The following is a 13,600-nucleotide window of genomic DNA, read 5'->3' as shown; positions in this document are numbered from 1 at the left end:
ACCCGGGGCGCTCCCCCGGGTTGAGCCGTACATGAAGCCACTCCTCAGCGTCGTCGTCCCGGTGCACAACGTCGAGGACTACCTGGAGGAGTGCCTGGCCTCGCTGGCGGAACAGTCCCTGAAGGACATCGAGGTGGTGCTCGTCGACGACGGATCGACGGACGGCAGCCGCAGGATCGCCGAGGACTTCGCCGCCCGGGACGACCGCTTCCGCTGCGTCCACCAGCCCAACGCGGGCCTGAGCGCCGCCCGCAACACGGGGGTCGCCCGCACCACCCCCGGTGTTCCCTACCTGGCGTTCGCCGACAGCGACGACATCGTCGTCCCCGGCGCCTACGAACGGATGCTGGCCTCCCTGGAGTCGACCGGCTCCGACCTGGTGACCGGCAATGTGTGGCGGCTCAACGAGCAGGGCAGGCAGCAGGCCTGGCAGTACCGCTGGCTGACCGCCGACCGCCCCCGCACCCACATCACCCGCGACCCCCGGCTGCTGGCCGACCGCGTCGCCTGGAACAAGGTGTTCCGGCGCTCCTTCTGGGACCGGCACGCGTTCACCTTCCCGGTGGGCAAGCTCTACGAGGACACCCCGGTGATGATCCCGGCGCACTACCTCGCCGGATCGGTGGACGTGCTGCACGAGCACGTCTACCTCTGGCGGGTGCGGGAGGGCTCGATCACCCGGCGGCGTACGGACGTACGGGGTGTACGGGACCGGATCGCGGCCTGCGAGCAGGTGAGCGCGTTCCTCGCGGACCGGGGCGCGGAGCACCGGCTGCGCTACGACATCTCGTGCCTGCGGGACGACTTCGTGTACTTCCTGGAGGGGCTGCCGATGGGCGGACCCGCCTACCGCTCCGCCTTCATGGCGGACGCGGGCGCCTTCCTCGACCGGGCGGGCGACGCGGCCCTGGCCGGGCTGCCGGCCGAGGCGCGCATCCGCTGGCAGCTGGTGCGGGAGCGCAGGACCGAGGACCTGCTGGCGGTTCTGGACTTCGAACGGGCCAACGGGACGGGCACGTTCGCCGTGGCGGGCCCGCCGGGGCGGCGCCGCGCCGTCAGCCCCGCGGTCACGGCCGGCCGGAGCGCCTCGGCGCGCCTCGGCAAGGGCGATCTGCCCGCCGTGGCACGGCTGGTGGACGCCGGGTGGGGCGAGGACGGCAGGCTGCGGCTGCGCGGATACGCGTACATCCGCAACCTCCCGGCGCGGGCGGCCCGGCAGTCGCTGAAGGCCGGCCTGGTGCGGGAGGCGTCGGGCGGTCGGCCGAGGCCGGTGCCGGTGCGCACGGTCCGCACGGAACGGGCCACCGCGGACTCCGGCCAGGAGCTGCACCACTACGGGCACGCGGGCTTCGAGATGGTCCTCGACCCGGGGCGGCTGGGCCCCGGCCACTGGCTGGTGGGCGTCGTGGTGGCGGGACACGGCGTCGTACGGCGGGCCGCGCTGCGGGCCGTGGAGGCAGCCGCCGCGCAGCCGCTGGTCCACGACCTGGGCGACGGGCTGCGCGCGGTGCTCGGCTACCGGGACGGCCGGCTGGAACTGGCCGTGTCCCGTCTCCCCGCCCTGGCCACCGGCCACGAACAGGGGCCGGACACCCTGGAGCTGACCGGCCGGCTGTACGGGGACACCCGGCCGACGGCCCTCGTCCTGACGCGTGAGGGGGGTGCGGAGCAGGTCCACCCGGTGCGGTGCGGGGACGGCTTCGGTGCGCGGATCCCGCTGGCGGCGCTCACCGCCGGCCGGTGGCGGGCCGCGCTCCTGACGGACGGCGTCCGCGTGCCGCTCGCCGCGGCCCCGGAGCTGCCGCCGCCCGCCTTCGCGGACGCGGCCGGCGCCCTGGTGGTGGATCTCTCCGGCGAGCCGCGCGTGGACCGCGCGGAGACCGCACCGGACGGCGGACTGCGTATCGGAGGCACCGGGGCCGGGGCCCTGCTCGAACTCCGGCACAGCACGCTGGGCGAGACGGTGGCCGTGCCCCTGCCCGTTCCTGTCACCGGCCAGGAGCCCCCGGACGGGCACGGGGGCCGCTTCACCGCCGTACTCGCGCCGCCGCCCCGCGAAGGCGACTGGGAGGTGTTCCTGGACGACCGGCCGGTGCGCGTGGGGGCGGCGCTCGCCGCTCTCCTGCCGGTGCACGCTCCCGGCACCCGCTTCCGCCTCGACCGCCGTCACGGCGACCGGCTGACCGTGCACTGCGCCCCCGCGCTCGACGACGCGGAGCGGAGCGCGTACCACCAGCGTCTGCTGAGGACGGCGCACCACCCGGCGCAGAAGAGGCTGCCGCTCCGGGACGCCGTGCTCTACGCCGGAGACGCGGGAGGCACCGCAGCGGGCTCCCTTCGCGCCGTGCACGCCGAGCTCGTGCGCCGGAGCACCGATGCCGAGCACCTCTGGGTCACCGACGGCACCCCGGGCGCCGCGACCCGCGTACCCGCCACGGCCGTCCCCGTCGTGGCGTACAGCACCGCCTGGTACGAGGCGCTGGCCCGGGCCCGCCGGATCGTCGCGGCCGGGCAGCTGCCCGTCTGGTTCGAGCGCCGCCCGGGCCAGACGGTCGTCCAGACCTGGCACGGCCCGCCGCTCGGCCGGTTCGGCCTGGACCTCACCGGCACCCTGTACGCCGACCACCAGTACCTGGCCACGCTGGAGCACCGCTCCGCCCAGTGGTCGGTCCTGGTCTCCCCCAGCGCCTACGCCACCCCGCACCTCCGGCGCGCCCTGGGCCACCGCGGCGAGGTGCTGGAGGCGGGCTGCCCGGCCGACGACCTGCTGTACGCACCGGGCAGGGACAAGACGGCCGAGCGGGTACGCCGCCGGCTGGGCATCCCGGACGGCCACCGCGTGGTGCTGTACGCGCCGACCTACCGCGACCACCTCGCGCACCCGCCGGCCGGCGTCCCGGCGGGCTCCGCCCCGCTGTACCGCTGGGACCCCGCGCTCGACCTGCCCGCGCTGGCGCGGTCGCTGGACGGGCGGACCACCGTGCTGGTCCGCAGGCACCCCCGGGTGACGGGCAGCGTCCCGGCGCACCCCGCCCTGCGTGACGTGTCCGCGCACCCGGACACCACGGAGCTGCTGCTGATCGCCGATGTGCTGGTCACCGACTACTCGGGGCTCGCGTTCGGCTTCGCGCACACCGGCCGTCCGATGCTCTTCCACACCTACGACCTGGAGCACTACCGGGACACCGTGCGCGGCTTCTGCCTGGACTTCGAGACCCGGGCCCCCGGGCCGCTGCTCGTCACCACCCAGGAGGTGGCCCAGGCCCTGCGGGCCACACCGGCGTCGGCGGACCTCCACGCGGAGGCGTACGAGAGCTTCCGGCGGGACCACTGCGGGCCCGCCGACGGCAACGCGGCCCGCCGGGTCGTGGACCGGCTGCTGGAGCAGGAAGGCTCCCCGGGTCCCGTCAGGCCTTGAGGGCCCGCACCGCCGAGGCCGCGAGGTCGTCCAGATACCCCTTGGGCAGATCGCCGCGGACCACGACCAGCCGCCAGTACAGCGGCCCCACGATGAGGTCCAGCGCCCGGTCGGGGTCGCTGCCCTCGGGCAGTTCGCCGCGCGCGACCGCCGCCCGTACGACGACGGCGGCCACCCCCTGCTGCTGGTCCAGCAGGGCCGCCTTGATGGCCTCGGAGATCTCCGGGTTACGGGCCGCCTCGACCAGCAGGTCGGGGATCACCTGCGAGGCCACGGGGTGACGCAGGGCGTACGCGGCCAGTTCCAGCACGGCGCGCACATCCCCGTACAGCGAACCCGTCGCGGGCGCCGGCATGCCCTGCGCGGCGACGGCGGCGACCAGGTCCAGGACGAGGTGGAGCTTGGACTTCCAGCGGCGGTAGACGGCCGTCTTGCCCACGCCCGCGCGCCGCGCGATGCCCTCGATCGACATCCGCGCGAATCCGACGGCGGCCAGTTCCTCGAAGACGGCGCCGCGGATCGCGTCGGTCACGTCCTCCCGCAGCACCGCGGCACCTGCCGGGGTGCGGCGCCCGGTTCGCCGTTCGGTGGTCATGGCCCGAATGATAGACCGTAACGACGAAACGGTTGCGTTGCGACGTACAAACGTCCTACTGTCAGCGTTGCGACGATACGGTGCCGTCCCATCGGGCCGGATCCGTCCGCCCCGATCCCCCCGCCTCCTGTCGAAAGCGACCGTGGTGAGCCAGACAGCAGCCCCGCCGGCCCCGGTGGACACCGCCTCCCCCGACCTCCTGCCCGTGTACGAACCCGGCGAGCTGGCCGCGCTCGCGGCCCGGCACGGGCTGACCGTCAGCGGGGCCCGGCCGACGCTCGGTGCGTACGTCCGGCAGCTCTGGGGGCGCAGGCACTTCATCACCGCCTTCGCCACGGCCAAGCTGACCGCGCAGTACAGCCAGGCGAAGCTCGGCCAGATCTGGCAGATCATGACCCCGCTGCTCAACGCGACGGTCTACTACTTCATCTTCGGCATCCTGATGGACACCAAGCGCGGGGTCCCCGACTTCGTGCCCTTCCTCGTCACCGGCGTCTTCATCTGGACCTTCACCGCAAGCTCGATCACCGCCGGCACCCGGGCCATCAGCGGCAACACCGGGCTCGTCCGGGCGCTCCACTTCCCGCGCGCCTCCCTGCCGATCGCCCTGGCCATCCAGCAGCTCCAGCAGCTGCTGTTCTCGCTGGCCGCGCTGTTCATGATCCTCCTGGCCTTCGGCCAGTACCCGAGTCCGTCCTGGCTGCTCGCGATCCCGGCCCTGACCCTGCAGGCCCTGTTCAACACGGGCATCTCGATGGTCATGGCCCGGCTGGCCGCCAAGACCCCCGACATCGCGCAGCTGACCCCCTTCATCCTGCGCACCTGGATGTACGCGTCGGGCGTCATGTGGAGCCTCGACCACCTGCTCAGCGGCGACCGGGTCCCGCGGCTCGTCCTGCTGGCCCTGGAGTGCAACCCGGCGGCCGTCTACATCGACCTGATGCGCTTCGCCCTGATCGACAGCTTCACCGGCGCACAGCTGCCCCCGCACGTGTGGGCCGTCGCGACGGGCTGGGCGCTCGTCTGCGGCATCGGCGGATTCGTCTTCTTCTGGAAGGCCGAAGAGAGGTACGGACGTGGCTGACATCACCGACACACGCGTCCCCACCGTCGTCGTCGACGACGTCCACATCACCTATACGGTGAACGGCGCCCGCACCGGACGGGGCAGCGCCACGTCCGCCCTGAACCGGATCGTGTCGCGGGGGCAGCCCCGGGGCGCGCGCCAGGTGCACGCGGTGAAGGGCGTCAGCTTCGCGGCGTACAAGGGCGAGGCCATCGGCCTGATCGGCTCCAACGGATCCGGGAAGTCGACGCTCCTGAAGGCGATCGCGGGGCTGCTGCCACCGTCGAAGGGCCGGGTCCACACCCAGGGCCAGCCCTCGCTGCTCGGCGTGAACGCCGCCCTGATGAGCGACCTCACCGGGGAGCGCAACGTCGTGCTCGGCGGTCTGGCCATGGGCATGACGCGCGAGCAGATCCGCGAGCGCTACCAGGACATCGTCGACTTCTCCGGGATCAACGAGAAGGGCGACTTCATCACCCTGCCCATGCGCACGTACTCCTCGGGCATGGGCGCCAGGCTGCGCTTCTCCATCGCGGCCGCGAAGAGCCATGACGTCCTGCTGATCGACGAGGCGCTGTCCACCGGCGACGCCAAGTTCCAGCGGCGCAGCAAGGACCGGATCATGGAGCTGCGCGAGGAGGCCGGCACGGTGTTCCTGGTCAGCCACAGCAACAGGTCGATCACCGACACCTGCGACCGGGCGATCTGGCTGGAGGCGGGCACCCTGCGCATGGACGGGCCGGCCAAGGAGGTCGTCGCCGCGTACGAGGAGTTCACCGGGCCCGCGGCGAAGTCCAAGAAGGCCAAGAAGTAGCGCCGTCAAGGTCCTGACGCCGTCCGCCGGACGGGCCGAGTGCGGCCCGTCCGGCGGACGGCTGTGTGACGGCCGTGCGGCCGCCCCGGGTCAGGCGTGCGTACGCAGCAGGGTCCGCATCGTCCGCATGGCCACCGACAGGTTCGCCAGGTCGAAGGACTCCGAGCCCCGGATCTCCTCCAGGGTGGAGCGCGAACGCGCCAGGATCGCCGCGTTCTTCTCCTCCCATGCCTTGAACCGCTGCTCGGGCGACGACGTGCCGTTGCCGACGGACAGGACGTCCGACGTGAGCGCGGCGTGCGCGGCGTACAGGTCCTCACGGATGGAGGCGCGGGCCATGGACTGCCAGCGGTCGCCCCGCGGCAGCTCGATGATCCGGTCCATCAGCTGGGTGATCCCCAGCCGGTCGGCGAGGTCGTAGTACACCTCGGCGACGGCCAGCGGGTCCTTGCCCGTACGGTCCGCGATCGCCACGATGTCCAGCACCGGGAAGGCCGACGAGAAGCCCGCGACCCGCCCCGCCAGCTCCTCGGGGCCACCCACCGAGGTGAGCTCGTCGAGGATCGACTGGTACCACTCGATGTCGGCGCCCCTGAGGAGCTTGGGCAGCTCGCCCCAGACCCGCTCGACCCCGTCCCGGAAGAACTCGATGGTCTCCGCGATCTCGACCGGCTGCGGCCGGTTGCCCAGCAGCCAGCGGGAGCCGCGCTCGACGAGCCGGCGCGAGTGCAGCCGGATCCGCGTCTGGACATCGGCGGCCACCGTGTTGTCGAGCGCCTCCACGGCGTCCCACACCCCGGAGAGGCCGAAGATCTCACGGGCGGCGAACTGGGCCCGCACGATCTCCTCCAGCGAGGCCCCGGTCTCCTCCCGCAGCCGGTGCAGGAACGTCGAACCACCGGTGTTCACCGTGTCGTTGACCAGCACCGTCGTGATGATCTCGCGGCGCAGCGCATGCCCGCCGACCGCCTCGGGGAACCGCTCGCTCAGCTGCTTCGGGAAGTAGGCGTGCACCAGATTCTGCAGGTGCGCGTCGTCCGGAAGGCTGGTGGAGATCAGCTCCTCGGCCGCCGTGATCTTCGTGTAGGCGATCAGCACGGCGAGCTCCGGCTGGCTGAGGCCCTTGCCGTGGTTCAGCAGCTCGCGGATCTGGCGGTCGTTCGGCAGGAACTCCAGCGCACGGTCCAGGTGCCCCTCGCGGCCGAGCCTGCGCATGAAGCGCTGGTGGGCGTGGAGGAGTGACGGCGCCTGGGCGCAGGCGTTGGAGAGCGCGACGTTCTGCGCGTAGTTGTTGCGCAGCACGAGCTGTCCGACCTCGTCGGTCATCTCCGCGAGCACCTTGTTGCGCTGCTTCACGGTCATGTCGCCGTCCCGGACGAGACCGTTCAGCAGGATCTTGATGTTCACCTCGTGGTCGGAGGTGTCCACACCGGCGCTGTTGTCGATCGCGTCGGTGTTGATCCGGCCGCCGGCCCGGGCGAACTCGATCCGGCCGAGCTGGGTGGCACCGAGGTTGCCGCCCTCACCGACGACACGGGCCCGCAGGTCCGCGCCGTTGACCCGGATCGCGTCGTTGCCCTTGTCGCCGACGTCCGCGTTCGATTCGGCCGTCGACTTGATGTACGTACCGATGCCGCCGTTCCACACGAGGTCGACCGGCGCCTTGAGGATGGTCTGCATCAGATCGGCGGGGGTCATCTTCGTGACCTTGGAGTCGATGCCGAGCGCCGCGCGCATGTGCGCGTTGACCGGGATCGACTTGGCGGAACGCGGGTGGATGCCGCCGCCCGCCGACAGCAGGTCCTTGTCGTAGTCCGCCCAGGAGCTGCGCGGCAGGTCGAACAGCCGGCGCCGCTCGGCGTACGAGGTCGCCGCGTCCGGGTCCGGGTCGATGAAGATGTGCCGGTGGTCGAAGGCCGCGACCAGCCGGATGTGCTCGGAGAGCAGCATGCCGTTGCCGAAGACGTCACCGGACATGTCGCCGACGCCGACGACGGTGAAGTCCTCGGTCTGGGTGTCGTGGCCCAGCTCGCGGAAGTGCCGCTTCACGGACTCCCAGGCACCGCGGGCGGTGATGCCCATGCCCTTGTGGTCGTAGCCCGCCGAGCCGCCGGACGCGAAGGCGTCGCCGAGCCAGAAGCCGTACGAGACGGCCACGTCGTTGGCGATGTCCGAGAAGCTCGCGGTGCCCTTGTCGGCGGCGACGACGAGGTAGGTGTCGTCCTCGTCGTGGCGGACGACCTCCGCGGGGTGCACGACCTCGCCCGTCACCATGTTGTCGGTGATGTCGAGCAGCGCCGAGATGAAGATCTTGTAGCAGGCGATGCCCTCGGCGAGCCAGGCGTCACGGTCGACGGCCGGGTCCGGGAGCTGCTTGGCGACGAAGCCGCCCTTGGCGCCCACCGGCACGATGACGGTGTTCTTGACCATCTGCGCCTTGACCAGGCCGAGGATCTCCGTACGGAAGTCCTCCCGCCGGTCCGACCAGCGCAGACCGCCGCGGGCGACCTTGCCGAAGCGCAGGTGGACGCCCTCGACGCGCGGCGAGTAGACCCAGATCTCGTACGCCGGGCGGGGCGCCGGGAGGTCGGGGATGGCCTGCGGGTCGAACTTCATCGACACGTAGCCGTGCGGCTCGTGGTCGTCGGCCAGCTGGAAGTAGTTGGTCCGCAGCGTGGCCTTGATGACCGTGAGGAAGGACCTCAGGATCCGGTCCTCGTCCAGCGAGGCGACCTGGTCCAGGGCTCCGTCCAGCTCCTCCAGCAGCCCGTCCGTCAGCTCCGTGCCGGCCTTCTGGCGGACCGGGGACATCCGGGCCTCGAAGAGGGAGACCAGGAGCCGGGTGGTGTGGACGTTGTTGCGGAGGGTGTCCTCCATGTAGTCCTGGCTGAACGTCGAACCCGCCTGGCGCAGGTACTTCGCGTAGGCGCGCAGCACCATGGCCTGACGCCAGTCGAGACCGGCGCCCAGCACCAGGGAGTTGAAGCCGTCGTTCTCCGCCTCGCCGGTCCAGATGGCGGCGAACGCCTCCTGGAAGCGGTCCCGGGCGTCGTCGGCGAGGTAGTCGCCGTTGCCCGTGGCCTTCTTCGGCAGGCGCAGCCCGAAGTCGTAGATCCAGGCGTGCGTGCCGTCGGCGCAGCGCAGCTCGTACGGACGCTCGTCGACGACCTCCACCCCGAGCTGCTGGAGCGCGGGCAGGACGGCGGAGAGCGAGACCTGCTCACCGGTCCGGTAGATCTTGAACCGGCGCTCCGCGGGGCCGGCGCCGACCGGCTCGTACAGGCTGAGCGCGAAGTCCTCGCGCTCGCTCTTGAGCTCTTCGAGGTGGACCAGGTCGGCCACGGCGGCGCGCGGCGAGTGGTCGGCCTTGTAGCCCTCGGGGAAGGAGTGCGCGTAACGGCGCAGCAGTTCGGCGGCGCGCTCCTCACCGCACTCGGCGCCCAGCGCCTCCTGGAAGCCGTCGGCCCAGGAGCGGGCGGCCTCGACGAGACGCGCCTCGATGCGGTCGGCGTCCGCGTCGGTGAGGTGCGGGAGCTCGGTGCCCGGCGGGACCCGGACGACGAAGTGCAGCCGGGAGAGGATCGACTCGGTGTTCCAGGCCGTGAAGTCGACGCTGGTGCCGCCCAGTTCCTCCTTGAGGATGTCGATCAGGCGGAGCCGCACACCGGTGGTGTAGCGGTCGCGCGGCAGGTAGACGAGGGCGGAGTAGTAGCGCCCGTACTCGTCCTGACGCAGGTAGAGCCGCAGCCGGCGGCGCTCCTGGAGGTACAGCACGGACGTGACGATCGAACGCAGCTGGTCGACGGGCGTCTGGAAGAGCTCGTCGCGCGGGTACGTCTCCAGGATCTGGAGCAGGTCGCGGCCGTCGTGGCTGTTGGGCGTGAAGCCCGCGCCCTCCAGCACCTCGGCGACCTTGCGGCGCACGACGGGCACCCGGCGCACGGACTCGGTGTACGCGGCGGAGGAGAACAGGCCGAGGAAGCGCCGCTCGCCGATGACGTTGCCCTCGGCGTCGAACTTCTTCACCCCGACGTAGTCCAGGTAGCTGGGGCGGTGCACGGTCGCCCTGCTGTTCGCCTTCGTCAGGACGAGGAGCTTGTGCTCCCTGGCCTTGGCGCGGGCGTCCGCGGGCAGCCGGTCGAAGGACGGGCTCACGGGGTGCGCCTCGTCCTCGGTGTGCTTCGGGTCGGAGCGCAGGATGCCCAGACCGGTGCCGGGGACGGCCGTCAGCGCGTCGGAGTCACGGAGCTCGTACTCCCGGTACCCGAGGAAGGTGAAGTGGTCGGCGGCGAGCCAGCGCAGCAGCTCACGGGCCTCCTCGACCTCCTCGTCGCCCAGCTCGTCGAGCGGCTCCGCCGGGAGGTCGTCGGCGATCCGCAGGGCGGCGTCGCGCATCTTCTCCCAGTCCTCGACGGTCTCCCGTACGTCGGACAGAACACGCAGCAGATCGGCGGTGATCTGCTTCAGGTCCGCGCGGTCCGTCTCCCGGTCGATCTCGACGTGGATCCAGGACTCGACGACGGCGTCGTGCGGCAGCTCGGCGCCGGCTTCCTTGCGGCCGCCGGAACGCTTCGATCCGTTGCTCCTGGCCGGGTCGGCGAACACCTCGATCAGCTTGCCGGCCACATCGCGGCGGACGATGACCTGCGGGTGGATCACGAGGTGGATGCCGCGGCCCTGCCGGGACAGCTCGTTGGTGACCGAATCGACCAGGAAGGGCATGTCGTCGGTGACGACCTCGACGACGGAGTGGCTGTTGGTCCAGCCGTTCTCCTCGACGGTCGGGGTGTGCACCCGGACGTTCGCGGTGCCCTGCGGGCGGTTCTCGGCGAGACGGTAGTGGGAGGAAGCAGCCCCGAAGATGTCGACCGGGTCGCGGTCGCTGATGTCCTCCGGAGCGGTGTGCAGGTAGTAGCGCTGGAGATAGGCGAGCAGCGTGTTCGCGCCCGCCCCCTGGTCCCGGGCGGCCTCGGTGCCTTCCTCCGCGCCGCTGCCGGCCTCTCCGGCGAGGTGCACCCGGAGGCCACCTCCCGGGCCACCGACACCACCGCCCGGACTGTTGTCAGCTACCCGGGCCGCCCGTGCGAGCAGCTCGGCCTTGGCTTCGTCCAGCTTGGTCTGCATGTCCTCTGGCTCCTGTCGCGCGCCGTTGCGTGACGTAGGTGAAGAAGGCGACGTACCGCCACGACGCGGGGTTTCCGGTCTGGTTCGACGCTATGCCGCCGGGGGAGATTCCCGGGTCCATATCGGCCATTTTCGGCAGACGGCCCGGGACGCGGAGATCGCGCATCGCCCGGGTGCTGTGGCACTCCGGGCGCAGGCCGGGGGCTTCGCTGCCCCCGAGGCGTATCGCGCTGATCACCGCACCAGGCTATCCCTCCCGCACCCACAACCGTCATGAGCCGCATATGTACAAAAGAAGACCCCGAACTTTGACACTCTGGACATCGCACGGGACCGTTCCTGCACGTAAGGGCGCACAGACGGGCAGATGCACTCAGTCCGCCATCAGCTCGCCTCAGTCCGCCATCAGCTCGGCCAGCGCGACGGCCTCGGCGAGGGTGTCCACCACGGGAACACCCGCCGCCTCCAGGCTGCTGCGGCTGTGCGAACCACCGGTGTAGAGCACGGCGCGCGCACCGACGTGCGCGGCGGCCACGGCGTCGTCCACCGCGTCACCGATGACCACCGCGGACTCCGGGGCTATCTCCCCGAGCACCTCGAAGTGGCGCTCCATGTGCTGGGCCTTGCTGCCGCCGGAGGGGCCCGTACGGCCGTCGACGCGGACGAAGTGGCGCTCGATGCCGTATCCCCGGACCACCGGGACCAGGTGCTCATGGCCGTACATGCTGAGCAGCGACTGGCTGCGGCCGCCGAGCTTCCAGCGGGTCAGCAGCTCCTCGACGCCCTCGGTCAGCCCGCAGGCCGTCCGCTGCTCGGTGTAGTGGCGGTGGAAGAGGTCGTCCATCCGCTCCCACTCGGCGGGGGTGGGGAGCCTGCCCATGAGCCGCTCGTAGAACTTGGGTATCGGCACGCAGTACATCTCGCGGTACTGGTCCAGCGTGAGCGGCTCCAGGTCGACCTCGGCGAAGGCGGCGTTCGTCGCCCCGAGGACCGCGTGGATGTCGTCGAGCAGTGTGCCGTTCCAGTCCCAGACCAGATGTGTGCGGTGCTTCCCCGATGTCGCCATGGGTAGAAAATACTCGCCCGGTACGACAGTCACCCGGGCACGGGGAGCCGGCCGCCCGGGCGGCCGGTCCGTCCGTCCCGTGGTCAGGGTCAGGCGGTCAGGCGATCAGGCCGGGGATCTCCTGGATCCCGAACCACAGCAGCTCGTGGTCCTCCGCGCCGTCCACGGTGAACTGCGCGTCGTCGTCGCCGAGGTCGGCGGCACCCAGCGCGGCAGCCGCCGCGGCGACGTCTTTCTCGGCGTCGTCGGCGTCCACGTGCACGGCGGCGGCCTTCGACAGCGCCACCGCGTCGGCGATGCGCACCTCACCGAGCGAGGACGCGTCCAGGACGTGGTCGGGATCGGCGACCGCCGCCCCGTCCGGCACGTCCAGGGCGACGACGACCCGGCGCCGGGTCTCCTCCGGCCGGGCCGCGATCAGCCTCAGCGATGCGGAGGCGGCCCGGTTGAGCGCCGCGTACTCCAGCTCCTCGATGTCGTCGGAGACGTACCACTCGCGCAGACCGGGCGTCACGGCATAGGCGGTCAGCGGCCCCGGACCGACCTCGCCCGCCTTCTGCGCGGCGGCGAGACCGGAGAGGGTCAGGGGGACGTACACACGCATGGCTGACCGCTTTCGTAGTCGATGACGCCCTCAGGATACGTGCGACGTCCCCCTTCGGGGTTGCCCATCCGCCCGCCCGCGTCCACCGCGCGACGGCCGTCACCCCCGCTGTTGCCTTGCGGCGCCGGGCCGGTCACCCGGATAGGTGATCTCCCCGGATGCCCGGTCGGCCCACGTCGCCGGTTGCGGGGCCGACGCCCGGGCCCGTAGAAGATCCCCAGCAAAGTTACCGCCCGGTACCCACCGGGCTCCGGACAGCAGCCACGGGGGCTACGAGCATGAGCAAGGACAGGACGAGGCCGGCCGGACGACGCGACAGCAGCAGGCCGGGCACGGTACCGGCGCAACGGCCCCGGCGGCCGCTGCGCCCGCACCAGTGGTTCGCGGAACGGCTGCTCGCCGTGCTCAGCGGCCAGCGGCCGGTGCACTGGATGCTCGGCCACACGATCGGCGAGGCCTACGACCAGCTCGCCGAACTCGCCCCGGACGCCCCGCTCGGCGCGGGCTGCAGGCGCCCGGTCGTCCGCGCCTGCCACGGCACCCGGCCCGCCGACGGCGTGGTCGAGGCCTTCGCCAGCATCGCGACGGGCGAGCAGGTCCGCGCCATGGCCTTCCGCCTGGAACAGGGCCCCGACCTCCGCTGGCGCTGCGCAGCCATCGACCTGGGCGGCGAACGCCTCCCGGCTGTGAGGTAACCCGGGGCCGAGCGCACCCACCCGCCCGAGGCCTCACCCGCACCCGACACCAAGCGCGACCGAATCAAGCCCGTTGGGGTGCCCCCGGACTCCCTCCGGGAGCACCCCCAGAGGGCCCCAGGAGCCCCCCTCCGGCCCGGGAGGAGGCCAGGAGGAACACGGGGCCACTTCAACCCCGGAAACCCCGCAGAAGCCCACCAAACGCACCTGGCCCGGAC

Annotated in this window: 8 protein-coding genes; 4 read left to right on the top strand and 4 right to left on the bottom strand. The window is 71.9% G+C overall.

Annotation, left to right across the window (positions count from 1 at the left end; genetic code table 11):
• Positions 1-31: 31 nt before the first annotated feature.
• Entirely contained in the window at positions 32-3,418 is a 3,387-nt protein-coding gene (locus JKV81_RS22205; RefSeq protein WP_202077402.1) for a CDP-glycerol glycerophosphotransferase family protein, read from the top strand.
• Here JKV81_RS22205 and JKV81_RS22200 read toward each other — a convergent pair.
• Complete coding sequence (locus JKV81_RS22200) at positions 3,408-4,013, bottom strand: TetR/AcrR family transcriptional regulator (protein ID WP_187281936.1); 606 nt, start codon at positions 4,011-4,013, stop codon at positions 3,408-3,410. The two genes, JKV81_RS22205 and JKV81_RS22200, sit on opposite strands and share 11 nt — an antisense overlap.
• 142 nt (positions 4,014-4,155) lie before the next feature.
• Here JKV81_RS22200 and JKV81_RS22195 point away from each other — a divergent pair, with 142 nt between their 5' ends.
• The gene (locus tag JKV81_RS22195) at positions 4,156-5,097 is read left to right on the top strand and encodes an ABC transporter permease (protein WP_124276154.1); all 942 of its coding nucleotides are present in this window, start codon (positions 4,156-4,158) and stop codon (positions 5,095-5,097) included.
• The gene (locus JKV81_RS22190; RefSeq protein ID WP_129263710.1) at positions 5,090-5,893 is read left to right on the top strand and encodes an ABC transporter ATP-binding protein; all 804 of its coding nucleotides are present in this window, start codon (positions 5,090-5,092) and stop codon (positions 5,891-5,893) included. The genes JKV81_RS22195 and JKV81_RS22190 overlap by 8 nt, the downstream gene beginning before the upstream one ends.
• Before the next feature lie 90 nt (positions 5,894-5,983).
• On the opposite strand, the gene JKV81_RS22185 is transcribed toward JKV81_RS22190, so the two are convergent.
• The 3 genes from JKV81_RS22185 to JKV81_RS22175 form a co-directional block, all read right to left on the bottom strand.
• Positions 5,984-11,017, bottom strand: a complete 5,034-nt coding sequence (locus tag JKV81_RS22185) for an NAD-glutamate dehydrogenase (RefSeq protein WP_202077400.1) — start codon at positions 11,015-11,017, stop codon at positions 5,984-5,986.
• Positions 11,018-11,411: 394 nt separating this feature from the next.
• Positions 11,412-12,083 (bottom strand): HAD family hydrolase, encoded by a 672-nt coding sequence (locus tag JKV81_RS22180; RefSeq protein ID WP_124276151.1) that lies wholly within the window; start codon positions 12,081-12,083, stop codon positions 11,412-11,414.
• 97 nt (positions 12,084-12,180) lie between these two features.
• On the bottom strand, positions 12,181-12,687 hold the full coding sequence (locus JKV81_RS22175; protein ID WP_124276150.1) for a DUF6912 family protein: 507 nt from the start codon (positions 12,685-12,687) through the stop codon (positions 12,181-12,183).
• A gap of 278 nt (positions 12,688-12,965) precedes the next feature.
• Here JKV81_RS22175 and JKV81_RS22170 point away from each other — a divergent pair, with 278 nt between their 5' ends.
• Entirely contained in the window at positions 12,966-13,382 is a 417-nt protein-coding gene (locus tag JKV81_RS22170; protein WP_124276149.1) for an Rv3235 family protein, read from the top strand.
• Positions 13,383-13,600 lie beyond the last annotated feature (218 nt).

Source organism: Streptomyces silvae (genome assembly GCF_016745505.1).
Lineage (GTDB): Bacteria > Actinomycetota > Actinomycetes > Streptomycetales > Streptomycetaceae > Streptomyces > Streptomyces silvae.
The sequence above is the reverse complement of the archived record's forward strand: the minus strand, read 5'-3'. Positions and strand labels throughout refer to the sequence as shown.

Coding starts and splice junctions, on each gene's coding strand:
- JKV81_RS22200 (WP_187281936.1), bottom strand. CDS start 4,013: ATGACCACCGAACGGCGAACCGGGCGCCGCACCCCGGCAGGTGCCGCG.
- JKV81_RS22170 (WP_124276149.1), top strand. CDS start 12,966: ATGAGCAAGGACAGGACGAGGCCGGCCGGACGACGCGACAGCAGCAGG.
- JKV81_RS22185 (WP_202077400.1), bottom strand. CDS start 11,017: ATGCAGACCAAGCTGGACGAAGCCAAGGCCGAGCTGCTCGCACGGGCG.
- JKV81_RS22205 (WP_202077402.1), top strand. CDS start 32: ATGAAGCCACTCCTCAGCGTCGTCGTCCCGGTGCACAACGTCGAGGAC.
- JKV81_RS22175 (WP_124276150.1), bottom strand. CDS start 12,687: ATGCGTGTGTACGTCCCCCTGACCCTCTCCGGTCTCGCCGCCGCGCAG.
- JKV81_RS22180 (WP_124276151.1), bottom strand. CDS start 12,083: ATGGCGACATCGGGGAAGCACCGCACACATCTGGTCTGGGACTGGAAC.